The 24,085-nt window shown below is 66.2% G+C and carries 20 protein-coding genes; 8 read left to right on the top strand and 12 right to left on the bottom strand.

Annotated elements, in window-relative coordinates:
* Nucleotides 1-136 precede the first annotated feature (136 nt).
* A complete protein-coding gene (locus ACZK0Z_RS20945) occupies nucleotides 137-1,636 on the top strand; it encodes a YifB family Mg chelatase-like AAA ATPase (protein WP_049431972.1) in 1,500 nt (499 codons plus the stop codon).
* Between the two features lie 229 nt (nucleotides 1,637-1,865).
* Here the strand turns inward: ACZK0Z_RS20945 and ACZK0Z_RS20950 are convergent, their stop codons facing one another.
* From ACZK0Z_RS20950 to yidA, 3 genes are all read right to left on the bottom strand, one after another.
* Complete coding sequence (locus tag ACZK0Z_RS20950) at nucleotides 1,866-2,252, bottom strand: hypothetical protein (protein ID WP_049431970.1); 387 nt, start codon at nucleotides 2,250-2,252, stop codon at nucleotides 1,866-1,868.
* A gap of 100 nt (nucleotides 2,253-2,352) precedes the next feature.
* Nucleotides 2,353-4,671 (bottom strand): TonB-dependent receptor, encoded by a 2,319-nt coding sequence (locus ACZK0Z_RS20955; RefSeq protein WP_049431968.1) that lies wholly within the window; start codon nucleotides 4,669-4,671, stop codon nucleotides 2,353-2,355.
* A gap of 421 nt (nucleotides 4,672-5,092) precedes the next feature.
* Nucleotides 5,093-5,926 carry a sugar-phosphatase gene (yidA, locus tag ACZK0Z_RS20960; RefSeq protein ID WP_197619487.1) on the bottom strand — a complete coding sequence of 278 codons (834 nt, stop codon included), beginning with the start codon at nucleotides 5,924-5,926 and terminating at the stop codon, nucleotides 5,093-5,095.
* Nucleotides 5,927-6,075: 149 nt separating this feature from the next.
* Here yidA and ACZK0Z_RS20965 point away from each other — a divergent pair, with 149 nt between their 5' ends.
* Entirely contained in the window at nucleotides 6,076-6,738 is a 663-nt protein-coding gene (locus ACZK0Z_RS20965) for an exopolysaccharide biosynthesis protein (protein WP_049431964.1), read from the top strand.
* Between the two features lie 90 nt (nucleotides 6,739-6,828).
* Here the strand turns inward: ACZK0Z_RS20965 and ACZK0Z_RS20970 are convergent, their stop codons facing one another.
* Entirely contained in the window at nucleotides 6,829-8,139 is a 1,311-nt protein-coding gene (locus ACZK0Z_RS20970; protein WP_049431963.1) for a PQQ-dependent sugar dehydrogenase, read from the bottom strand.
* A complete protein-coding gene (locus ACZK0Z_RS20975; protein ID WP_049431961.1) occupies nucleotides 8,132-8,572 on the bottom strand; it encodes a DUF2231 domain-containing protein in 441 nt (146 codons plus the stop codon). Before ACZK0Z_RS20975 ends, ACZK0Z_RS20970 begins: the two co-directional genes overlap by 8 nt.
* Before the next feature lie 339 nt (nucleotides 8,573-8,911).
* On the opposite strand from ACZK0Z_RS20975, the gene ACZK0Z_RS20980 reads away from it, so the two are divergent.
* Both ACZK0Z_RS20980 and ACZK0Z_RS20985 read left to right on the top strand, forming a co-directional pair.
* Entirely contained in the window at nucleotides 8,912-10,678 is a 1,767-nt protein-coding gene (locus tag ACZK0Z_RS20980; protein WP_197632388.1) for a S8 family serine peptidase, read from the top strand.
* Nucleotides 10,678-11,271, top strand: coding sequence for a S8 family serine peptidase (locus tag ACZK0Z_RS20985; protein WP_049431953.1), 594 nt, complete (start codon nucleotides 10,678-10,680; stop codon nucleotides 11,269-11,271). Before ACZK0Z_RS20980 ends, ACZK0Z_RS20985 begins: the two co-directional genes overlap by 1 nt.
* A gap of 212 nt (nucleotides 11,272-11,483) precedes the next feature.
* Here ACZK0Z_RS20985 and ACZK0Z_RS20990 read toward each other — a convergent pair whose 3' ends face one another.
* The 5 genes from ACZK0Z_RS20990 to cyoA all read right to left on the bottom strand — a co-directional run bounded on the left by ACZK0Z_RS20990 (nucleotide 11,484) and on the right by cyoA (nucleotide 16,153).
* On the bottom strand, nucleotides 11,484-12,182 hold the full coding sequence (locus tag ACZK0Z_RS20990) for an SCO family protein (protein ID WP_336339856.1): 699 nt from the start codon (nucleotides 12,180-12,182) through the stop codon (nucleotides 11,484-11,486).
* A 117-nt stretch (nucleotides 12,183-12,299) separates the two neighbouring features.
* Nucleotides 12,300-12,632: a cytochrome o ubiquinol oxidase subunit IV gene (gene cyoD, locus ACZK0Z_RS20995; RefSeq protein WP_005411473.1), complete on the bottom strand. Its 333-nt coding sequence runs from the start codon at nucleotides 12,630-12,632 to the stop codon at nucleotides 12,300-12,302.
* 1 nt (nucleotide 12,633) lies between these two features.
* On the bottom strand, nucleotides 12,634-13,269 hold the full coding sequence (cyoC, locus tag ACZK0Z_RS21000; protein WP_197619477.1) for a cytochrome o ubiquinol oxidase subunit III: 636 nt from the start codon (nucleotides 13,267-13,269) through the stop codon (nucleotides 12,634-12,636).
* The gene (gene cyoB, locus ACZK0Z_RS21005; RefSeq protein WP_197632387.1) at nucleotides 13,266-15,242 is read right to left on the bottom strand and encodes a cytochrome o ubiquinol oxidase subunit I; all 1,977 of its coding nucleotides are present in this window, start codon (nucleotides 15,240-15,242) and stop codon (nucleotides 13,266-13,268) included. Before cyoB ends, cyoC begins: the two co-directional genes overlap by 4 nt.
* Nucleotides 15,243-15,247: 5 nt before the next feature.
* Entirely contained in the window at nucleotides 15,248-16,153 is a 906-nt protein-coding gene (gene cyoA, locus ACZK0Z_RS21010; protein WP_010482114.1) for a ubiquinol oxidase subunit II, read from the bottom strand.
* Nucleotides 16,154-16,336: 183 nt separating this feature from the next.
* On the opposite strand from cyoA, the gene ACZK0Z_RS21015 reads away from it, so the two are divergent.
* From ACZK0Z_RS21015 to ACZK0Z_RS21030, 4 genes are read left to right on the top strand one after another with little or no spacing between them, the layout of a single operon-like run.
* Complete coding sequence (locus ACZK0Z_RS21015; RefSeq protein WP_197632386.1) at nucleotides 16,337-17,752, top strand: aminotransferase class I/II-fold pyridoxal phosphate-dependent enzyme; 1,416 nt, start codon at nucleotides 16,337-16,339, stop codon at nucleotides 17,750-17,752.
* Between the two features lie 55 nt (nucleotides 17,753-17,807).
* Complete coding sequence (locus tag ACZK0Z_RS21020; RefSeq protein ID WP_238378652.1) at nucleotides 17,808-18,086, top strand: hypothetical protein; 279 nt, start codon at nucleotides 17,808-17,810, stop codon at nucleotides 18,084-18,086.
* Entirely contained in the window at nucleotides 18,086-18,685 is a 600-nt protein-coding gene (locus ACZK0Z_RS21025; RefSeq protein WP_049431947.1) for a DUF6436 domain-containing protein, read from the top strand. Before ACZK0Z_RS21020 ends, ACZK0Z_RS21025 begins: the two co-directional genes overlap by 1 nt.
* A gap of 9 nt (nucleotides 18,686-18,694) precedes the next feature.
* Nucleotides 18,695-20,209 carry an aminotransferase class I/II-fold pyridoxal phosphate-dependent enzyme gene (locus ACZK0Z_RS21030; RefSeq protein WP_197632385.1) on the top strand — a complete coding sequence of 505 codons (1,515 nt, stop codon included), beginning with the start codon at nucleotides 18,695-18,697 and terminating at the stop codon, nucleotides 20,207-20,209.
* Nucleotides 20,210-20,292: 83 nt separating this feature from the next.
* Here ACZK0Z_RS21030 and ACZK0Z_RS21035 read toward each other — a convergent pair whose 3' ends face one another.
* Together ACZK0Z_RS21035 and ACZK0Z_RS21040 are read right to left on the bottom strand one after the other, a co-directional pair.
* Entirely contained in the window at nucleotides 20,293-21,594 is a 1,302-nt protein-coding gene (locus tag ACZK0Z_RS21035; RefSeq protein ID WP_197632384.1) for an aminotransferase class V-fold PLP-dependent enzyme, read from the bottom strand.
* Entirely contained in the window at nucleotides 21,594-23,996 is a 2,403-nt protein-coding gene (locus tag ACZK0Z_RS21040; protein WP_329860290.1) for a TonB-dependent receptor plug domain-containing protein, read from the bottom strand. The genes ACZK0Z_RS21035 and ACZK0Z_RS21040 overlap by 1 nt, the downstream gene beginning before the upstream one ends.
* Between the last annotated feature and the right edge of the window lie 89 nt (nucleotides 23,997-24,085).

Below are 24,085 nucleotides of genomic sequence, written 5' to 3' on the forward strand. Positions count from 1 at the left end.
TGCTCTGGGTGCTCTGGCGAGTGTGCACCAGGCGAACACCGGCCAGAATCCTCCTAGCCACTTCACCAGCAATTCCCGATAGCTCCCCGCAGCGCACCTGCCGCACGATCAAGCGCCCCTCTGCAGGAAACCACACATGAGCCTGGCGCTGGTCCACAGCCGTGCCCGCGCCGGGGTCGATGCCCCGCTGGTGCGGGTGGAAGTGCATCTCTCTGGCGGCCTGCCTGTCACTCAGATCGTGGGCTTGGCCGAAACCAGCGTGCGCGAGTCCCGCGAACGCGTGCGTGCCGCCCTGCTCTGTGCACGCTTCGACTTTCCCCAGCGGCGCATCACGCTCAACCTCGCCCCCGCCGACCTGCCCAAGGAAGGTGGGCGCTACGACCTGGCCATCGCGCTGGGCATTCTGGCGGCCAGCGGCCAGGTCGATCCGCAGTCGCTGCTGCAGTATGAGTTTCTGGGCGAGCTTGGCCTGACCGGTGAGCTGCGGCCGGTAGCAGGTGCACTGCCCGCCGCAATTGCCGCCGCCGAGGCTGGGCGCATCCTAGTGGTGCCTCCGGGGAATGCCGCAGAGGCTGCGTTGGCCGAGCACGCCGATGTGCGAGTAGCGCGTACGTTGCTGGAATGCTGCGCCGGACTGGGCAATCCGCGCCTGTTGCCAACCGTGGAGCGCGCAGACACGACACCGTTGCCACTGCCCGATCTGGCCGACGTGCGCGGGCAGGCGCACGCACGGCGCGCGTTGGAAGTGGCCGCAGCGGGTGGGCACCATCTGTTATTGATCGGCAGTCCTGGCTGCGGCAAGACACTTCTGGCCTCGCGTCTGCCCAGTCTGCTGCCGGATACCGAGGAAGTCGAAGCACTGCAGCTGGCCGCCATTGCATCGGTGAGTGGCGAAGGGCTGGACCCAAGACGATGGCGGCAGCGGCCCTTTCGGGCGCCACATCACAGTGCCAGTGCGGCGGCGCTGGTGGGCGGCGGCAACCCGCCCTGCCCCGGCGAAATCTCGCTGGCTCATCACGGCGTGCTGTTCCTGGACGAGCTTCCGGAATGGAACCGCAGTGCGTTGGAGACTCTGCGAGAGCCGCTGGAATCCGGTCACATCCGCATCGCCCGCGCGGCACGCAGCGTGCAGTATCCCGCGCGGTTCCAACTGGTGGCAGCGATGAACCCTTGCCCGTGTGGCTGGGCCGGTGACCGCAGCAACCGTTGCCTGTGCAGCGATGAACGGATCAACCGCTATCGTGCGCGCGTCTCTGGCCCACTGCTGGACCGTATTGACCTGCATATCAGCGTGGCGCGCATGGACGCGGTGGAGCTGCGGGAGAGCACGCCGCTGGGTGAACCGAGTGCTGCAGTACGTGCGCGGGTGGAAGCCGCCCATGCCCGGCAGCAGGCGCGTGGAGGGCTCAATGCGCATCTGCCGCCGGCAGCGCTGCGGGCGTGTACCCTACTGAGCGAGGGCGATCAGGACATGCTTGAACAGGCCATCGAGCGTCTGCAGCTTTCCGCACGGGCGATGCACCGGATTCTGCGCGTGGCGCGCACGATTGCGGATCTGGCGGGTTGCGAGGACATCCAGACCGCGCATCTGGCTGAGGCGATCGGGTACCGGCAGCTGGACCGGGGAAAGCCTTAGAAGCACCCGTTGGAGAGGACGTTGGTAGAGTCGACTGTTAGTCGACTCGCGCGCGAAGCGCAGATTTCCGCGGAGCCGATGAGTAGAGCAGTCGACTAACAGTCGACTCTATCCAGAGAAGGTCATGACAGCGGTTGGGACAATGCCATAGCAGGTCATGGCAGCGGATGGTGCGAGGGCGCCAGGGCGGTTCATGGCAATCCGGCGTCGCCAGGAGCATCCCTGCAAATCAAGCCGCAGTACCCATCCGCCCACGCCTCGCCAGCAGCGCCACCCGACGGCTGACCAGCGCGTGCAGCTCCGCCAGCTCCGACGCCCGGTCAGCCGTCATGTTCCCGCCAAACACCACCCTCGACAACGCCGCCTCGTCGCTGTCGTCCGGGTGCTGCCAACGGTCGCGATACACCTTCTGGCACACAAGCCAGGCCTTCCGCAGCCCACCGCCGGGCAGCGGGCGGACTACGCGTTCGTAGACGTGCCAGAACTGGTACTCGGCACGCAGGTCGATTTCAGGCGCTACGGACAGCGCCTGCCGGGGCCGTCCTGGGCCCCGGATGCCGAACAGCGGGGTTCGCGGGTTGTGCTGTGCCATGCCAACAGGATGACCCATCAACATTGTGGGAACCTTGCGTCGCCGCCAGAAAATCCCTGTTGATTGCGCAAGGGGGGGGTCTTGGCGGGTTTGGGTCAACTATCCACGCATGGCGTGGATCTACCTAGAAGGTTAGCGACGTGCTGAACATCAGCTGCCGGGGCGCACTCCGCTGCAGGGTCTGGTAATCCCCCGAGAACGACGAGCCGGCGATGGTGGCGGTGCCGATGTTGTGGCGGTTGAACAGGTTGCTCACGTCCAGCCGCAGCTCCAGCCCGGGTACTGCACTGTCCGCACCGAAACGATACGCCGCATAGGTATTGACCTGCCAGAACGTGGGCACGCGGATGTCGTTCTCGTAGGTGAAGGGCTGGCGCAGGTAGGAGGTGCTGGTGGCACCAAAGCGCCAGTCGCCGAAGTGGGCGGACAGGTCGCTGACCAGCGAGATCTGTGGGTAGCCCGGCTGGGCATTGCCCTTGATCGGGTACACCGTATCGCCCACCACGAAATCGCTGTCGTAGTACGAACGAGCCACGGCCACGCCCTGGTAGAACTGCAGGTGGTCGGTCAAGTCGGCGGTGATGCCGAGGTCGGCACCGATCACGTGCATCTTCGGCATCAGCCGCACGGTGTTGATCTGCGTGAACTGGGTGCCGATGGCGGCCGACAGCAGGCGGTTGCGGATGTCGTTGTAGAACACATCGCCGGTGATCGTCAGCCGGTCGAAGCGGTGTGATGCGCCCACGGTGAGGTTCCAGTTCTTCTCCGGGCGCAGCGTACCGGCCACGCGGTCGAACTCCTCCTGGTCGGTGATGGTCCATGCCGAGGCGGTGTAACCGATGTTGCCGCGCTGGGCCACGCGGTAGCCGTTCATGGTGTTGGCCAGGTCGATGAACGCATCGGTGGATTCAGTCGGGCTCCAGAACAGCGAGACATGTGGCAGGAAGTTGCTCTTCGCGCGCAGCGTGCCGTTCACCGGACGGTCCTTGGCATCACCGAGGCCGCCACCGCTGGTGCGGAAGTCCACGGCCTTGAAGCCGACACCCAGCTTCAGCGTGTCGTTCAGCACGATGTCGTCCTGCAGGTAGAACTGGCGCGAGCGGGTCACCCAGCTCGATGCGTTGTCGGTCTTGAACGCGGGGCCGTACACGTCGAACGGGCCGGTGGCCTTCAGCGGCGGGCCCTCGCCCAGCAGTGGCTGCTGGTACCACTCGGTCTTGGCCGCGGCCTTGCTCTTCTCCTGCCAGAAACCGGCAGTGAAGGTGTGCGCGCCGGTCTCGAACTGCAGGTTGACCATGCCGCCCAGGCGGTTGAGGCGCGGCGTCTGGACCTGTTCGGAGAACGGTGCGCCGTTGGGCGACGGTACGGTCGGGTCAGTCAGCGTGGCCTGGGTGTGGCTGTTGGCGTTGTACAGCTGCACGTTGCCACGCAGTGCCGGGGTGATCTGGAAGCGGTGGTTGATCGAGGACACGCGGTCGCGGGTGATCTGGCCGGTGTCGTACGGAATCAGTTCGGACAGCTCACCGCAGGTGTAGGCGCCGCAGGACTTGTCTGCGTTCTCCGGCGAGGCCACGTACCAGGCCCACGCGTAATCCGGGTAGAAGATGTCGGCCTTCCAGCCGAGCTTGCGGATCATGTCGAAGGAGATGTTGTTGTAGCCCCAGACCTTGGCCTTGCTGTCGGACAGGAACACGGTGACATCGCCCCAGGCGACGTCCTGCTGCAGCTTCAGGTCGCCGCGCAGGAAGTTCTGCGTGCCTTCGCCCTGGTACTTGTCGGCGGACACGCGCTGCAGGTCGACCAGCACTTTCGGGCCGTGCTCACCGAGCTGGCCGCTCTGCCCGGACACGGTGGTGACCAGCGTGCTGTTGCTGCCCACGCCCTGCTTCACGCGCAGGCTGGGCGTGTCCTGCAGCTCGCGCAGGCGGTATTCTAGGCTGCCGCCGTTGACGCTGCTGGAGAACACGCTGACCGGTGCGCCACCGGGACTGACCGTGATCGCGCCGATGCCATCGGGCACGCCCACGTTCACCACGCTGGTGCCGGTGAGCGAGAGGAAGCCGTTGTCGTTCAGCGGCACGCCCTCGAAGGTGATGCCCATTTCATTCATGCGGAAGCCACGCACGAACAGGCTGGTGGCCGAGATGTCCAGGCCCAGGCCGTCGGTGGCGGTGTAGCTGGCGCCGGGCACCTGCTTGAGCATGGCCAGGCCATTGTTGCCGCTGACCATCGCGTCGAGGTCTTCGGCCTTGATGATGTAGCGGTTCGGGCCAACCACCTGGGTCGGTGCAACGGCGGCGCCGCGCGGTGTGGCGATCACCTGCAGGGCATTCAAGGTGGTGGGCGTGTCGTGCGCGGTCTCGGCCGAGTCGGCGGCATACGCAGGGGCGGCAATGGCCGTGATGATCGCCAGGGCGAGGCGCGTCGTGGGCGGGGTGTTCATGAGCAGATCCAAGGTGCAGGGAGAGTGCGGCGCAGGCGCACGCCCAGCGCGTTGCAGCGCCGGTGTCGGCGCCTGGCTGGCGGTGCGATTGCGTTGAGGGTGTGACGGCGCTGTCCGCGCCGGTCAGTGGCAGAGGAAGACGATCCTCTGCCTCAGAATTCGATGGCGTGATTTCGACGTGCGAAAGTCTTGCATCGCACTGCCGCATCCGCCATTGCACCGTGGTACAGCGCCGATGGCGGTGGGGATGGGTGGGCTATACGTGGGTATAGCCTGGGTCGGCGCTTGCCGATTGCGTGTGCCAACCAAGGTTGGCACCTACCGGGGCCTGCGAAGCATGGTAGAGGCCGACCTTGGTCGGCGCTTACGGTCTGCGTGTGCCAACCAAGGTTGGCACCTACCAGAGCATGGAGACCCGGGGTTACTGCAGCACGAAGCGCTCAATCGCGCGCGCCACGCCTTCATCAGCATTGCTGCTGGTCTCGAACCGCGCCACCGCCTTCACCGCGTCGATGGCATTGCCCATTGCCACGCTGGTACCGGCGTACTGCAGCATGGTCAGGTCGTTCTCCTGGTCACCGATGGCCATCACGTTGGCGCGGTCGATGCCCAGGTGCTCGGCCAGCTTCTGCAGGCTCGGTCCCTTGCCTGCACGGTGGTCGAACACTTCCAGGAAGAACGGTGCGCTCTTCAGCACCGCGAAGCGCTCGGTCAGTTCGCCGGGCAGGCGCGCGATGGCGGCGTCCAGCACCTCGGGCTCGTCGATCATCATCAGCTTGATGAAGGACATCGACGGGTCCATGTCGGCCACGCGGCGGTACGACAGCGGCATCCGCGAAAGATGCGAGTCGGCCACGGTGTAGTAGCTGATGTCCTGGTTGGGTGTGTAGATGCGCTGGCTGTCCAGCGCCTGGAAGTGCACGCCCAGTTCGCGCGCCACCTGCTCGCAGAACAGGAAGTCGGCGAAGCTGAGCGGGTACTCGACCACGGTTTCACGGGTGCCGATACGCTGCACCAGGCCGCCGTTGCAGGCGATGCAGTAGTCATCGTCGCCATCGATGCCGAGTTCGTGCAGGAATGGCGCCAGGCCCGGCACCGGGCGGCCGCTGGTCAGCACGATGTGCACGCCCAGCGCGCGTGCCTGCGCAATCGCCTGCGTGGCCCGGGCGGTGAGCCGATGGGCTGGGTCCAGCAGGGTGCCATCCATGTCGATGGCGACCAGTTCGATGGTCGATTGCCTGCGGCCCATATCCATTGCGTTCAACTCGTGCGGGGCACGCCAGTTTACCCCCTCATGCCCGGTTCACCTCTTTGCCCACGCTGGCCGGGATACTGCAGGAGCCTGTGCGTCCCCCACCGCAGGACGGCCCACTGACCGCCCTTCCCTGGAGAACCTTGCGACGCATGACCTACCGTGCCCCCGAAACCAACGACAGCGCGCCCCTGGCCCAGCAGATCGAGCAGATGATCGACGAGCTGCCCGGCGAACAGGTCAGCGTCGGTACCCTGCTCAGCGCGCTGGGCGATGAAGGCCTGCTGCTGATCGTGATCCTGCTCTCGGCCATCTTCATCATTCCCGTATCGATTCCCGGGCTGAGCACCGTGTTCGGCGCCTCGATCCTGCTGATCGGCCTGAGCCGGGTACGCAACCGCCCGCTGTGGGTGCCGCAGAAACTGGCGCGCCGCGAGATCGCCACCGACAAGCTGAAGGCCAACCTTGGCCGTGCACTGAAGTGGGTGCACCGCATGGAGCGGCTGTCGCGGCCGATGCGCCTGGCGGTGATGGTGCGTTCGAAGAAGATGATGCGCCTGAACAATCTGGCGCTGGTCGTGGCCACCCTGCTGCTGATGGCGCCGGCCGGCCCGATTCCCTTCAGCAACACGCTGCCCGCACTGGCACTGATGTCCTTCGCCATCGGCTTCATCCAGCGCGATGGCGCAGCGGTGGCGGCCGGTTACGCCTTCGTGGTGGCCACGATGGTGTATTTCGGCGTGCTGCTGGGTGGCGTCGGGTTTGCCGCCGAGTCGGTGTTCAGCGGGTTCCGCAGCGGTACTGCGGAACTGTAGAGCCGAGCCCATGCTCGGCTTACGCGCGCACCGCGCGGGTTTCCGTGCACCGAACGAAGAGCAGCCGAGCATGGGCTCGGCTCTACAGAACTACTTCGCCGACACCCGCCACACCACGTCACCCACGTCGTCGGCCACCAGCAGCGCGCCTTCGGCGTCCATCGCCATGCCCACCGGCGCGCCCATCAGGGTCTTCTCGTCCTTCGAGGCGAAGCCGCTGACCACGGTCTGCGGCCGCCCGGTCGGCTTGCCGTCCTTGAACGGTACGTAGACCACTTCGTAGCCGCTCAGCGGCGAGCGGTCCCAGCTGCCGTGCTCGCCGATGAAGGCACCGCCGTGGTACTGCGCCGGCAGCGCCTGGCCGGTGTAGAAAAGCAGGCCCAGCGGTGCCACGTGCGAGCCGATGGCATAGTCCGGCACGATTGCCTTGGCCACCAGGTCCGGCCGCTGCGGCTGCACGCGTTCGTCCACGTGCTGCCCGTAGTAGCTGTAGGGCCAGCCGTAGAAGCCATCTTCCTTCACCGAGGTGAGGTAGTCCGGCACCAGGTCTGCACCGATCTCATCGCGTTCGTTCGCAACTGCCCACAGCTTGCCGGTGCTCGGCTCCCAGTCCAGCCCGGTCGGGTTGCGGATGCCCGACGCAAAGATGCGACTGCCACGGGTGGCCACGTCCACTTCCAGCACCACCGCACGGCGGTATTCGACGGCCAGGCCGTTCTCGGTGATGTTGCTGTTGGAGCCCACACCCACATACAGCTTGCGGCCATCGCGGCTGGCCAGCAGTTCCTTGGTCCAGTGGTGGTTGATGGTGCTGGGCAGATCGGTGAACTCGCGGCCCTTGTCGGACATGCGGGTTTCACCGGGTACGTAGTGGTACTGCATGATGTTGCCGGTGTTGGCCACGTACAGCGTGTCGCCGATCAGCTGGATGCCGAACGGCGAGTGCAGGCCCTCGATGTAGACGTGCTGGGTCCAGGTGTTCGTTCCCGGCGAGCGGCGCAGCAGGGTGACCCGGTTGCCGCCCTTGCCGGCCTTGCCCGAGCGCGCTTTGACCTTGCCGGCAATCCACTGCTTGGGCGTGGTGACCGGTTCTTCGCCGGGGCCGTTGCCTTCCACCACCAGTACATCGCCATTGGGCAGGGTCAGCAGCCGCCTCGGATGCTGCAGGTTGGCGGCGATGCGTTCGATCTTCAGGCCCTCTGCCACCGTGGGGGTCTGTCCATCAGCCCAGCCGACGCCCTTGGGCACCTGCATCGGCGGCATCAGGAAGTTCTTCGGCGCCGGCAGCGGCGGCTTTGCGCCGGACTGGTCGGCGGGATGGTATTCAGCCTTGCCGGCGCAGGCCGACAGGGTGACGGCCAGTGCGAGCGCGGCGACGGTGGGCAGGATGTGCTTAGCCATGACGACCTCCCTGCAGCACCGGCGGCTGCAACGACAGCAGGATCAGGCCCAGGGCGATCAGGGCCACGGTCAACGCCGACAGGATCGTGCCCGGCACCGCCACGGCATAGGCATCGCGGCTGTGCACGAAGGCGTTCCAGATGGCCAGCACCACCGCGACCAGGTTGAGGAAGAAGTCGATGCGGTCGATGCGGGTGGCGGTACCGCTGCGGCGCCAGACCGCGAACAGGTTGATCAGGCGCGGAATGATGGCGATCAGCAGGCCGAAGGTGATCAGCCAGGCGGCCGCCTTGCCCCACATCACCTCGGCGCTGTTGAGATAGATCGCGTCGAAGATCAGCGCGCCGACGAAGAAGCCGAAGGGTATCGGGTTCAACAGGCTGAACAGCGTGGTGCCGAGGCCGCGATGGGCCTGGGCGAGCGGATTGACCATCATCGTGCTCCGACGCGGAAGGGGTGCTCTGGGTTTAGTAGCACAGCGGGATGTGAAGCAGCGCGATGACACCACTTCTGTAGAGCCGAGCCATGCTCGGCTGATCGGACAGGCACATGTACAAAGCAGCCGAGCATGGGCTCGGCTCTACAGAGCTCTATAGAAATGTGCAGTTGTCATTACCCCGCGGAATGAGTGTTTGTGACGCAATTGGCACATCTGCAGATTGGGTGTGTGAAGAGGTAGGGGGTTCTTCGTTGTGTCGCGTTTGGCTCGTTGCGATGGGGCAGTTCCGCCCCGCCGTCCTGCCATGCCGATTCACAACAGAAGGATTCGTGTATGAAGCGACACACGCAACGCAACGCGCCACCGCGCTCCGCGCGCCTGGCCCTCGCCACTGCCCTGGTACTGGGCAGCCTGGCCGCCACCGCCCACGCCCAGCAGGCCGATCCGCTGGCCGGACGGCAGTGGCATCTGCTCAACACCGGGCAGGCCGTACTGGGCGATACCCTGCCGGTGGCCGGCAACGATCTCAACGTGGATGGCCTGTTCCGCAATGGCATCCGTGGCCAGGGCGTCACCATCGCCATCGTCGATGACGGCCTGCAGATCGCCCACCCGGACCTAGCCGCCAACGTCGCGGCAGTCGCGGGCAAGAACTTCGCCAACCAGAGCAACAATCCTTCACCGTCCAATCCGGACCGCGACAATCACGGCACCATGGTCGGCGGCATCGCCGGTGCGGTGGGCGCCAACAACCTGGGCGTGCGCGGCGTTGCCTCGGCGGCCACACTCAAGGGCTTCAATTTCCTGGCATCCAATGCCCAGGGCAATTCGAACTCCAACATCGAGTACTCGTGGTGGGACGGCGCCGAAGTGGCCGACGTGGGGGTCTTCAACAACAGCTGGGGCTCCAGCCCGGGCAACCCCAACCTGCCGCTGGCCTACAGCCAGAACGACATCACCGCCTATGAGCAGGCCATGTCCGGCACCCGTGGCGGGCGCGGTGGCATCTACGTGAAAGCCGCCGGCAACAACCACAACAACGGCGCACGCTCGGATGGCACCGACATCTGCTCGGCAGACACCAAGAACCGCAACACCGGTTGCATTCCAGCCGGCCGCGATCCACGCAACAACCTGTTCAACGTGATCACCGTTGCCGCCGTGCGCGCCGATGGCGTGCGCTCGTCCTACTCGTCCACCGGCTCGGCGCTGTGGGTGTCCGGCTTCGGCGGCGAGAATGGCTGGCAGCGGCAGGTCGTGCCGGGGCAGCTGGCGATCCGCTACGATCCGGCCATTCTCACCACCGACGTCACCGGCTGCGCACAGGGCAGCAACAAGAACACGAGCCTGCGCAATACACTGGACGGCGATCAGTCCGCCATCGACAGCACCTGCAACTACACCGGCAAGATGAACGGTACCTCGGCGGCCACGCCGATGGTGTCGGGCGTGGCGGCACTGCTGCTGGAGACAAATCCGAACCTGTCCTACCGCGATGTGAAGTACATCCTGGCCACCACCGCCACCCGCAATGACCCGAACCGGGCGGCGGTCACGCACTCCGATGGCCGCGTGCTGGTGCCGGGTTGGACGGTGAATGCCGCCGGCCGCGCCTACAGCAACTGGTACGGCTTCGGCGTGGTCAACGCCGCCCGTGCAGTGGAGGTCGCCGAGAACTTCCAGTCGCTGGGTGCACTGGTGGACAGCGGCTGGCGCAACACGACACGCACCGTGGCTATCGGCAACACCTCGGCCACCGCTGCACGCCTGACCTTCCAGCTGGCCAACGGCGCGCGCAACATCGAAAGCGTGCAGCTGGGCTTCCGGGTCAACCACAGCAACACCCGCCAGCTGCAGTTCGTGCTGGTCTCGCCCAGTGGCACGCGCAGCGTGGTGCAGCCGGCATTCACCGCGATCGGCTCTGGCCTCAATGGTGTCCAGCGCAACTTCACCAACTGGGACCTGCTGTCCAGCAATGCCTTCCTGGATGAGAACGCCACGGGCACCTGGACGCTGGAAGTCACCGACCTGGGGCAGGCCGCGAACGCTGCATCGCGTGGCAACCTCGAATTCTTCAAGATCCGCGTTCTGGGGCACTGATGATGAAGACGACCATTCTGTTGAGCACCCTCGCCCTCGCGGCGATGACCACCACCACCTGGGCACAGAGCTCGGGCCAGACACCTGCGGCGAAGACCTTGTCGACCGTAGACACGCAGCAGTTGAAGGCGGAGGCCACCGGCCGTTCGTTCAATGTGGGCGGCGCGCGCTTCCAGCTGGCGCCGTCGGCAACCGTGCAGCAGGCCAGCGGCGGCCAGTTCCGGATCACCACCGGGGCTGATGCCAGCGCGGCGGCCGTCGGCACCCGCAGCAAGCGGTCCACGGATGCATCTACCGGTGTGGCCGCACGTGCGGATGCCGGTGCCAGCAAGTTTGCGGCCGCTGTCTCCAACGATGGTGCGCCAGTGGTGGCGACCTCGCGGGTCAAGGTGTTCTTCACCGATGCGGCCTCGGCCCAGCGTGCGGCCGCCGCCACCGGCGGCACCGTGGTGAAGGTGTCCAAGGCCTCGGGCCGCGCGATTGTGGAGTACCCGTCGGTGAACGCGGCGCTGGATGCGACCACCAAGCTGCTGTCGACCGCCGGCATCAAGGCGGCCGAGCCGGACGTGGTGCAGTGGGAAGAAACCAAGTAAGGCGTTGAGTGGTGCCCCCGGCCGGTTGGCTCTCCTGGCCGGCCGGGGGATTGGTGTGGGAGTGTGCCGACCAACGGTCGGCACCCACCGAGCGGCGAGCATGTAGAGCCGAGCCTATGCTCGGCTGCTGTTTGCAGGGTGCACGGTGAGCCCGGAGCCGAGCATCGGCTCGGCTCTACAGCTGTGCCAACCAAGGTTGGCACACACCAGCGTCAGCGGGCGGCGAGCGTGTCGCTGTGCTTGAGGCTGCAGCTGGCCAGCGCGTCATTGCCTGCCGCCGGATGTGCCGGCTCCAGCAGCAGGCGCTGCACGTCGGAGAACAGCTTGTCCACCGGCATGCCGTAGGGCGCGAACAGGCGCAGGCGGCCCTGGCGGTCGAACACGTAGCCACCGGCGATGTGGCTCATCGTGTACGTGTCCGGCACCTGGCCGGGCTCTTTTTCGTAGAACGCCTTGAAGTCACTGGCCATCGTGGCCAGCTGCGCTTCGTTGCCGACCAGGGCGATCGCCTTGGGATCGAAGGCTTCCACATAGGTGCGCGCCACCTCCGGCGTATCACGCGCCGGGTCGACGCTGACGAACACCACCTGCAGCTGGTCGGCATCCTTGCCCATCAGGTGCTTCACCTGGCTCAGTTCGACCATCGTGGTCGGGCACACATCCGGGCAGCTGGTGAAGCCGAAGAACAGGTAGGTCACCTGCCCCTGCAGGTCCTTCGGGCCGCGCACGGTGCCGTGGCTGTCGGGCATCGACCAGTGCTGGCCGAGCTCTTCGCAGGCGATGTCCTTGGAATAGAAGTCCATGCGCGACTGCGCACTGCAGCCGGCCAGCAGGCCGGCAGCCAGGCCGGCCAGCAGTGGCAGGCGGAAACGGGGAGAGAGCAACGAACGGGCAACAATGGCAAGACGCATCACGGGTACCACCAACGCAGGCGCGGGCGGGGTCTCGGTCAGGCCTGCCCTTGTGGGGAAAAGAAGGCTGAGGTGCCGGGGTGATCGTGCGGTCCGTGCCGATCACCCCGGCCACGGTCAGTTGATCATCATGTGGTAGTGCATGCTCCAGATGATCCACACCGACAGCGCGACGATGATGAACAGGATCACCAGGGTGAACACGAAGCTGGCCAGGTTCCAGCCACCTTCGGACTTGCGGTCCATGTGCAGGAAATAGACCAGCTGCACCAGGATCTGCGCCACCGCGAAGCCGACCAGCAGGAACAGCGTGAGCGGCCGCGACAGCACCGGGTTCATCACCAGCGCGAACGGCACCACGGTCAGCAGCGCGCACAGCACGAAGCCGATCAGGTAGGACTTGGTGGAGCCGTGCGCATTGCCGGCGCGCGAGGTTTCGACGTGGGCCATGTCAGAAGGCTCCGATCAGGTAGACGAAGGTGAAGACGCAGATCCACACCAGGTCCAGGAAGTGCCAGAACAGGCTCAGGCATGACACGCGGGTGATGTTGGTCGGGGTCAGGCCACGGCGGTAGACCTGGTGCATCACCACGGCCATCCAGATCAGGCCACTGGCTACGTGCAGGCCGTGGGTGGCAACCAGGGCAAAGAACGCCGACAGGTAGGCACTGGTGCTCGGGCCGGCACCTTCGTGGATCAGGTGCGAGAACTCGTAGATCTCCATGCCGATGAACGAGGCACCGAGCACGAAGGTCACGCCCAGCCAGCGCAGCACCGCCGATGCATCGTGACGATGCATCGCCAGCACGGCCTGGCCGTAGGTGATGCTGGACACCAGCAGCAGGAAGGTCTCGGCCATCACGAACGGCAGCGAGAACAGGTCCTTGCCGGTGGGGCCGCCGGCGTAGGCGGTGCTGAGCACCGCATACGAGGCGAACAGCGAACCGAACAGCACCAGGTCGGACATGAGGTAGACCCACATGCCGAACACCTTCATGCCGCCCTGCTCGTGGCTGTGGTCGTGCTCGTGGTGGTCCTCGTGCGCCTGCGTGTCGCTGGCCAGCTCGGGGCGGGTCAACAGGTTCATGCGCGTACCTCCTTCAGCTTGGCCAGGTTGGCCGCTTCAGTGCGCGCCACCCCTTCGGAACTGACGTAGTAGTCCACGTCCTCGTCGTAGGACCGCACGATCAGGGTCACGATCATCGCAATGAAGCTGGCCGCGGCCATCCACCAGATGTGCCAGACCAGGGCGAAGCACAGCACCAGGATCCAGATGTTGAGGATCAGCGGCACGCCGGTGTTCTTCGGCATGTGGATCGGCGCGTACTTCTTCGGCGGCGGTGGCAGGCCACGCTTTTTCGCTTCGTGGAAGGCGTCCAGCTCATCAGCCTTGGGCACCACGGCGAAGTTGTAGAACGGCGGCGGCGACGGCGTGGCCCATTCCAGCGTGCGTGCGTTCCACGGGTCGCCGGTCAGGTCCAGGTTGCGCTTGCGGTCGCGCACGCTCACGTAGATCTGCACCAGCATCAGGATGATGCCCGCGAACACGAACAGCGCACCGATGAAGGCGGCGATCAGGTACGGCGTCCACGCCGGGTTGTCGTACTGGTTCATGCGGCGGGTCATGCCCATGAAGCCCAGCATGTACAGCGGCATGAAGGCCAGGTAGAAGCCGATCACCCAGCACGCGAACGACCACTTGCCCAGGCGCTCGTTGAGGGTGAATCCGAACACCTTCGGGAACCAGTAGGCGAAGCCGGCCAGGTAGCCGAACAGCGCGCCGCCGATGATGGTGTTATGGAAGTGCGCGACCAGGAACAGGCTGTTGTGCAGCAGGAAGTCCGCGCCCGGGATGGCCAGCAGCACGCCGGTCATGCCACCGATGGTGAAGGTGACCAGGAAGGCAATGGTCCACAGCATCGGCACGCTGAACTCGACGCGGCCGCCGTACATGGTGAACAGCCAGGTGAAGATCTTCACGCCGGTGGGAATGGCGATGATCATCGTCATGATGCCGAAGAAGGCATTGACGCTGGCACCGGAGCCCATGGTGAAGAAGTGGTGCAGCCAGACGATGAACGACAGGATACCGATCGCCAGCGTGGCGCCGACCATCGACTTGTAGCCGAACAGCTTCTTGCGCGCGAACGTGGCGGTTACTTCGGAGAAGATGCCGAACGCCGGCAGCACCAGGATGTACACCTCCGGATGGCCCCAGGCCCACACCAGGTTCACGTACATCATCGGGTTGCCACCCAACGTGTTGGTGTAGAAGTTGAAGTCCAGGTAGCGGTCCAGGGTGAGCGCACCCAGCGCCACGGTCAGGATCGGGAAGGCGGCGATGATGATCACGCTGGTGACCAGCACGGTCCAGGTGAACACCGGCATCTTCATCAGGGTCATGCCCGGCGCACGCATGCGCAGGATGGTGATGAACAGGTTGACGCCGGTCAGCAAGGTGCCGATGCCGGAGGCCTGCAACGCCCAGATGTAGTAATCGACACCCACGCCTGGACTGAACTCGATGCCCGACAGCGGCGGATAAGCCACCCAGCCGGTCATGGCGAATTCGCCAACGCCCAGCGAGATCATCATCAGCGCGGCACCGACCACGAAGATCCAGAAGCTGAAGGCGTTGAGGAACGGGAACGCCATGTCGCGCGCGCCGATCTGCAGCGGCACGATGATGTTCATCAGGCCGACCACGAACGGGGTGGCCACGAAGAAGATCATGATCACGCCGTGCGCGGTGAAGATCTGGTCGTAGTGCTCGGGCGGCAGGAATCCGTCGCTGCCTGGGCCGGCCGCGGCCAGCTGCGCGCGCATCATCAGTGCATCGGCGAAGCCGCGCACCAGCATGACCAGCGCCACCACCACGTACATGATGCCGATCTTCTTGTGGTCCACGGTGGTGAACCAGTCACGCCACAGCGGGCGCCACAGCTTGAAGTACGTCACCGCGCCAAGCAGCGCGAGGCCACCCAGCACCATGGCCGCCAATGTGACCACGACGATCGGCTCGTGCAGCGGCACGGCCTCCCACGTCAATTTACCCAACATGTTCGTTACTCCTGGGAAACCTGGGCACCGCCGGCAGCGCCCGCCGGGGTGGCGGCAGCGGTGTTTTCACCAACGCCGATGAACTGGTCGATGACCTTCTTGAACAGCAGTGGTTCAACACTGGAGAAGTGCTGCACCGGTGCGTTCTTCGACGGCGCGGCCAGCGCCTTGAACTGCGTGAAGCTGAGCGCGTCCGGCGCGCTGCGCACCTCGGCCACCCAGCGCTCGAAGTCTTCGTTGCTGCTGGCGGTGGCGATGAACTTCATGTTCGAGAAGCCATGCCCGCTGTAGTTGCCGGACATGCCACGGAACTGGCCGGGCTCGTTGGCGATCAGATGCAGCTGCGTGCGCATGCCGGCCATCGCGTAGATCTGCCCACCCAGCTGCGGGATGAAGAAGGTATTCATCGTCGAGTTGGAGGTGATGTTGAATGCCAGCGGGCGGTTGGCAGGGAAGTTGAGCTGGTTGACCGTGGCGATGCCCAGGTCCGGATAGACGAAAACCCACTTCCAGTCGGTGGCGATCACGTCCACGTGCAGCGGTTCGCCAGCCACGTCCAGCGGCTTGTACGGGTCGAGCTCGTGGGTGGACTTCCACACGATCACCGCCAGTACCGCGATGATGATCAGCGGCACGCCCCAGACCACGATTTCCACCTTGGTGGAGTGCGACCAGTCCGGCGTGTATTTCGCTTTGGTGTTGCCGGCGCGGTAGCGCCACGCGAACACGAAGGTCAGCACGATGGCCGGTATCACCACGATCAGCATCAGGCCGATGCAGATCAGGATCAGGTCGCGCTGGGCGAGCCCGACCATGCCCTTCGAATCCAGCAGCACCCAGTCACAGCCCGACAGGCCGACGCAGGCCAGGGCGACCAGCGCCAGGCGGATGCGGTTCCAGCAGATATTCATTGGAGGTCAACCCTGTTGAAGAAGCGCGCTTGACCGGCTCGCCTGCGCGCAGCGCCCGGGCGTGGAGCGGCTACACTGTGGGTACGAGGTCGCCTACAAGCAGGCGAACCACTCCAATCAAGCCCATACAAGATACATCATTGTATGGACTTGTGCATCTGCACGTATGGAAAAATCTGACCGATGACGCCACCTGCCGCCGGCCGCCGCCTGAAACATCCCAATCGCACCTGGGTCCGCCCCTTCCGCGAGGGCGCCGGCCCGCTGTACCTGCAGATTGCCCGGCAGGTGCGGGAGGCAGTGGATGACGGCGTGCTGCGCCCGGGCGACCGGCTGCCGCCGCAGCGCGACCTGGCCCAGCAGGTGGGCGTGGACCTGACCACGGTCACCCGCGCCTTCGCCGAGCTGCGCCAGGCCGGCCTGCTCGATGCGCAGGGGGCCGGCGGCACCTTCATCGCGCTGTCGGCCGGCAACCGCAGCACCTCGGTCGACCTGAGCATGAACATCCCGCCGCTGCTGGGCAGCGCGCCGTTCGCGCAGGGCATGGAGGCCGGTTTCCAGCACGTGGGCCAGCAGCTGGGCCAGGGCGAACTGATGAGCTACCACGTCGGCGCAGGTACCCGCGAGGACCGCGCCGCCGCCGTACAGTGGCTGGCACCGATGCTGGGTACGGTCGGCGCCGACCAGGTAGTGATCTGCCCAGGTGCGCAGACCGCGCTGTGCGCATTGATCCTGGCCCGCACCCAGCCAGGCGAGCTGATCGCCGCCGAGCAGCTGACCTACCCGGGCCTGCTGGCCGCCGCGCGCGTGCTGCAGCGGGGCGTGGTGCCGGTGGCGATGGACGCCGAAGGCATGCTGCCCGAAGCTCTGGAAGAAGCCTGCCAGCTGCGCCGCCCGCGCCTGCTGTATCTGGTGCCGACCATCCAGAACCCCACCACGGCAACGATGTCGGCGCAGCGCCGGCAGGCCCTGCTGGATGTCGCCAAACGCCACGATCTGACCGTGATCGAAGACGATCCCTACTGGTTGCTGGCCGGGGACGCCGCGCCGCCGCTGGCCGCGCATCGCGACGCCGGCTGCCCGGTCTACTACATCTCCACCCTGTCCAAGTGCCTGGCCCCGGGCCTGCGCACCGCCTACCTGGTGGTGCCGGCCGGCGAACCGATGGAACCGGTGCTGGACGCGCTGCGCGCGATCGCCCTGATGCCGACCCAGTCAATGGTGGCGGTAGCTTCGCAGTGGATCCGCAGTGGCCAGGCCCAGGACATGGTGCAGCGCTTCCAGCAGGAGCTGCGCGAGCGCCAGGCCATTGCCGCCCGGTATCTGCCCGCCCGTGCCCAGGCCCATCCGGCCGGCCTGCACGTGTGGCTGCCGTTGCCGCCACGGCTGGACCAATACCGGCTGATCCAGGCCGCCCAGGAACAGGGGCTGGGCATCGCCAGCTCCGACGCCTTCAGCGTGGAGGAGCCGCCACCGGGCAACGCGATCCGCCTGTCGCTGGGCGGCGCGGTCGACCAGGGCGCGCTGGCCGGGGCGCTGGCGAAGCTGAATGAGATCCTGTCTGAAGCGCCCGAGGCCCGGCATAACGCCATCGTCTGAACCGGGTAGATGGCACTCCATCCATACAAGATGATATTTTGTATGCAATGTATGGATGAAGGAACGTGCATCGATGCGCGCCGAGAAACTGAAGTTCCACCTGGTGATGGCGGGGTGCGGTGGCTTTGTGGTGCTGATGCTGGCCGCACTGGCCTGGGTCTGCCTGCAGCCGCAGACCGTGGATGTGCAGGCCGCCGAACGCCACGCCATCGAGCAATGCGTGCAGCGCAGCGAGGATCCGTCACGTAGCGAGATCCAGCGCCGCGCGCAGGCCGATTCCTGCCGCGAGATGCGCAAGCAATATGTGCACAAGTTCGGCCGGGAAGACTCCTGATGGGCGCAGCCGCGCCGCGCCGCCGCTTGCTGCTGCCGACGATGATCGCCCTCGCCTGCCTGTTCATGGCAGGCGTGGCGGCTGCACTGTGGCAGTACTTCGGCTACAGCGCGCAATCCACGTTCACCGAACAGGCCATCGTCTTCGACGACTCGCAACTGCGCCTGCCGGCTGATCTTGCCGGAGATAGCGGCCGCATCCGCGTGGTGCATTTCTGGGACCCGGCATGTGCGGTCTGCAACCGGGAGACCGGTGCACACCTGAGCTACCTGATCAGCATGTACCGCCGCGCCGGCATCGACTTCTACGCGATCCGCCGCCCTGGCACGCAGGGCGAACTGCCCGAGCCGCTGCGCAACAAGGTGATCAACCTGCCGACCATCGATGGCATCGAGCACATCCCGGCCAGCCCTGCGGTGGCGATCTGGGACCGGCAGGGCCATCTGGCCTACGCCGGGCCGTACAGCATCGGCATGGTCTGCAACTCGGCCAACAGCTTCGTCGAACCGCTGCTGGACAGACTGGTGCGCGGTGAAACCGTGCGCCCCAAAGGACTGCTTGCCGTGGGCTGCTACTGCCCGTGGCAGGCCAAGCGCTGAGGACGCGCAATGACATCACTGGCTCTGAGTGGCGCGACCGCCGCAAACAACAACGGCGGTCACCTGTCCGAACCGACCGATGGTTATGGACAGGCTCCCGCCGTTGGAAGCAACGATACGCCCCGACATGCTCCGTACATGCCGCGACCGGATGTCGCAGCGCGCGAGTGGGTGCAGGACGTGCTCGCGCACAGCGGGCCGATCTACCTGCGCATCGTCAACTCACTGGAGCGCACGGTGCGTCGCGGTGGCCTCGCCCCCGGCCAGCGCCTGCCCTCGCAGCGTGCGTTGGCGCAGCAACTGGGCATTGACCTGACCACGGTCACCCGCGCCTTCGATGAAGCACGCAAGCGTGGCCTGATCGAAGCGCGCGGACCGCAGGGCAGCTTCATCGCACCGCCCAAGGCCGGCTTCGACCAGGTGGTGGACCTGAGCATGAACGTGCCGCCGGTGCCTGATGCCGACGCGCTGGCGGAGACGCTGCGCCGTGGTGCCGCCGCCGTGCTTGCGCGCAGCAACGCACCGAACCTGATGACCTATCACCTGGGTGGCGGCAACCCCACTGATCGCCATGCCGCGGCGCGCTGGCTGCAACCGATGCTCGGCACCGTGGATGACAACTGCCTGCTGCTGACCGAGGGCGCGCAGGTGGCGCTGGCCGCGATCCTGGTCAGCCAGGGCCGCGATGGCGATACGATACTGTGCGATGCGCTGGTCTATCCGGGGCTGCTGCAGGCCGCAGCGGCGCTGGGGCGTCGGCTGCTGCCGGTGGACGGCGACGAGCACGGCATGTGCCCTGAAGCGCTGGCGCGGCGGGCACGCGACAGCGGCGCGCGGCTGGTCTATCTCAACCCCACCTGCCAGAACCCGACCGCCCTGACCCTGCCCTTGCAGCGGCGTGAGGCGCTGGTGCAGGTGCTGGAGCGCGAAGGCCTGCTGGCGATCGAGGATGATCCGTACTGGCACCTTGCCGAGGACGCGCCAACACCGCTGGCGACACTGGCGCCGCACCATGTGTTCTACGTGGCAACGCTGTCGAAGGTGATCAGCCCCGGCCTGCGCACCGCGTTCGTGCACTGCCCCAGTGCCGCACACGCCGAAGCGATGACAGCCGCGCTGCGGGCAACACGGTTGATGGGCCATCCGCTGGTGTCGGCGCTGGCCAGCCAGCTGCTGCTGGATGGCTCGGCGCAATCGTTGCTTGCGCAGGTGCGCAGCGAAGCACGCGAGCGCGTGCGCATGGTGCGCTATCTGCTGGCACCGTCGCTGCTGCAGCGTGCCGAGGGCCTGCATGCCTGGTGCCGGATACCGGCGCCGTGGACCGATGCCACCCTGGTGCGTACCGCGCAGCTGCAGGGGCTGGCGATCGCACCGTCATCGGCGTTCTGCCCGCCCGGGGTACAGCATCAGAACGGCGTGCGGCTGTCGCTGGGGCTGGCAGCGGACCGCCGGCAGCTGGAAGGCGCGTTGCGGCGGATTGACCGGCTGCTGTTGTCGGATGCGTTGCCGGCGATTGATCGATAGGCGAAGAGCATCCACGCATGGCGTGGATCTACGGGACCCGCTTCGGTAGATGCCAACCTTGGTTGGCACCTACCAGCGCAGGGTCAGGCCAGGGCAGAGAGGGCCCGCGCCAGCGCATCCATCTGCTCCGGCCGGGTGAACACCGACGGCGTCACCCGTACACAGGCACCCGATTCCAGGCCATCGCGATACGTGGTGAAAATCCGATGTTCATCCAACAGGCGCCTCTGCAGTGCCTGGTTCTGTTCCACCGAGGTGTGGCCGCGCAGACGGAAACTAGCCAATGCACTGGCCAGCGCCGGGTCCGGCGAAGACAGCACTTCGATATGCGCCATCTGCCGCGCAGGTACCGTCCAGCGCTCGCGCAGGTAGCGCAGGCGCGCCTGCTTGTTGGCCACGCCGATGCGTTGGTGCAATGCGATCGCTTGCGGCAGCGCCAGGTATGCCGCGAAGTTGACCGTGCCGGTGTGCACGCGGCTGCCGACACGGCCATCGTCGGTCTCGCCCATGTAGGGATCCAGGTCCGCCACGCGCCCCTTGCGCACGTACAGCGCGCCGACACCGACCGGTGCGCCGATCCACTTGTGCAGGTTGATGCCGACGAAATCAGACTTCAGCTGCGGTACCGCATAGTCGATCTGGCCGAACCCGTGCGCGGCATCGACGATCACATCGATACCACGCACACGTGCACGCTCGGCAATCTCCGCCACCGGCAGCACCAGCCCGTGGCGATGGCTGACCTGGGTCAACAGCACCAGCTTCAGCTGCGGCAATCGCGCGAATGCAGTCTCGTAGGCCTGCACGATCTGTGCGTGGTCGGGCACCGATGGCAGCGCGATGCGCTCGACCTGCACGCCACGACGCTGCTGCAGCCAGCGCATCGCGCCGATCATGCTGTCGTAGTCGATGTCGGCATACAGCACCTGGTCGCCGGGCTGCAGGCGGTTGTAGCCGCCAATCAACGCCAGCATCGCCTCGGTGGCCCCCCGCGTCAGTGCGATCTCATCCGCACCCACACCCAGCAGCTCGGCCACCTGCCGCAGTACCGCCATGTACTGCGCCGGAAACGCGCGGCGCCCATACCAGGCATTGCCACGGTTCACCTCGGCGGTATGGCGCTGATAGCTGGCCAGCGTCTCACGCCCCATCGCGCCCCAGTAGCCGTTCTCCAGATGGTTCACTTCGTCGGTGATGTCGAAGTGGCTGGCCACGGCGGCCCAATGGTTTTCATCGCGGGCCAGTACTTCCGGCGCCACGGTCGTCGCGGGAATCTCCATCGGCGAAGCGTAACGCGCAGTGGCGCTGGCCGGCAGTGAAGGCAGCGCCGCTGCGGCCGGCAGCAATGCACCGGCGCGCAGCAGGGAACGACGACGAGCGTCCATCAGAAGGTCAACCGGTACTGCGCGTACAGGTTGGCACCGTCGGTGTCGTACGGCGCGTTGCGCGAGTAGACCAGGCCACGGCTGGCCTGGAACGTGGCCTCATCCGGGTAGCGATCGAACACATTGTCGGCACCCACGCGCAGGCTGTGGTGCTCGTTGATGCGATACCCCACGGCCAGGTCGAGGAAGCTCATCGCACCGAAGCGCTGGTAGATGTCGCCCACCGCGTTGCCGCTGGAGTCGGTCCAGGCACCGTAGTAGCGCATGCGCGCCATCAGCGACCAGGCACCGATGTCCCAGCTGCCGGTCAGACTGCCCTTGTGCTCGGGCAGGCGGTCCTCGAACAGCACGCGCTGGGTTTCGTTGGTGGCCACCGAGGTGCTGCCGTTGTCCACGCGGGTGCGGTTGTAGTTGTAGGCCAGGGTCAGCGTCATGCGGCCGGCGCCGAGATCGCGCAGGTAGTTGCCGACCACGTCCACGCCGGTGGTGGTGGTATCGAAGTCGTTGGTGAAGTAGTTCACCGAGGTGTAGCCCAGTGGATTGGGCGTACCGGCCGGAATGGCGAAGCTGGCCGACTGGCTGAAGCGATCGGTGAGCTTGATCTGGTAGACGTCCACCGAGCCGGACAGGCCGAGGTCGGTGCGCCAGGTCAGGCCCAGCGAGGCGGTGCGCGATTCTTCAGGCTTCAACGGCTTGGCCCCAAGCAGCTGCGCCAGCGGATCGTTCGGCGACAGGCGGCCACTGGTGAAGATCTGCAGCGTGCGCGTGTCCAGGCCCTGGCTGGTGCTGGTGGTGTTGAGCTGCGCCGGCGTCGGTGCGCGGAAGCCGGTCGACACGGTGCCGCGCAGGGCCACGTCCGGGGTGATCGCAAAGCGCGCCGACAGCTTGCCATCCAGCGTGCTGCCGAAGCTGGAGAAGTCTTCGTAGCGGCTGGCCGCGCCAATGCTCCAGCGCTCGCCCAGCGGCACTTCCATGTCCACGTAGGCGGCCTTGCTGCGCTGGGTCCACTGCCCGGCCTGGCTGGCCGAGAAGCCCGGCGCGCCATTGGAATTGGCCTCCAGGCCCGCGGCCGCGCCCGGGCCCACCGCGTACGAGGCCGGATCACCGGCGCGGACCTGGTAGGTTTCCTGGCGGAACTCGCCACCAAAGGCGACGTTGATCGGCTTGGACAGCGCGGCCACGTCCCACTCGTAGTTGAAGTCGGCGTTGGCGTTCTTCTCGGTCTGGGTCAGGCGGCCGAGGTCGAACGCGGTCGGGCTGGCGGGACCCAGCGAGGCGTTGATCGAATTCTTCAAGCTGTAGTCGATGGCGTTGCGGCCATACGAGGCGCTGACATCCCAGCGCAGCTTGGGCGTGATCTCGCCGCGCAGGCCGCCGACCAGCTGCAGATCGTTCTGGACATTGCCGTACTGCGGGCTGAAGCCCACCGGATACAGCGAGCGCAGGTTCCAGCCGGGGAAAATGGTGGTGGTTCGGTAGGCACCGGTGGTGGTATCCGGGTTTCGCCAGTTGAAATCGCTGACGCCGTCGCTGTGGCTGTACAGGCCGAACGCATACAGCTCCAGTGTGTCGCTGGCGTTGGCCTTCACGTTGAAGCCGACGCGGCGGCTTTCCAGTTCCGGCTGGCCCCAGCGCTGCACCGGGTTGGGTACCGCCAGCTCGGGATGTGCGGCCTGGAACGCGATGGCATCCGGGCGCTGGCGGGTGCGCGAGGTGGCATCGGAATTGGAGGATTCAGCGAACAGCACCAGGCTGCCATAGTCGCCCAGCGACCAGCCGGTGCGCGCACTGAAGTCGCGCGAGGCACCATCGCCCTGCGCATACTGCGAGTAACCGGCGGTGATCTCGGTGCCGGGGCCGTCTTCGAGAATGATGTTGATGACGCCGGCGATGGCATCCGAGCCGTACTGCGCCGAGGCACCATCACGCAGCACCTCGATGCGCTTGATCGCGCTGGTCGGAATCTGCGCCAGGTCGGCGGCCTGCGCGCCACGGTTGCCGAGCAGCGCACTGCGGTGGAAGCGGCGGCCGTTGACCAGCACCAGGGTCTGGTCCGGCGACAGCCCGCGCAGGGTGGCCGGGCGCACGAACACCTGGCCATCGGCCATCGGCAGGCGCTGCACCACGAACGACGGCACCAGCTGCGCCAGCACGTCCTTCAGGTCGGTGGATTCAACGGACGTGATGTCTTCCTTGGTGAACACATCCACCGGCGCCAGCGTTTCGAACTGGGTGCGGTTGGAGGCCCGGGTGCCGGTGACCAGCATCGCATCGAGCTGGGTGGGCACGGCGCGGCTGCCACTGCTGGCATCGACCGCATCGGCCTCCGCTGCGATCGCGCCTCCTGCGCTGGCCATGGAAAGGGCAAGGAGGATGGAACGCGAAAGCTTCGAACGATGCACGGCAGGGCTCCGGGAGGACGCGACAGGGCCAGCACCTGTTCGGAAACAACAGGGCTGGACAAGCCGCGCAGTCTCGGCGCGATCTGTGA

The sequence above is a fragment of the Stenotrophomonas sp. 116085_Sma genome (assembly GCF_056479585.1).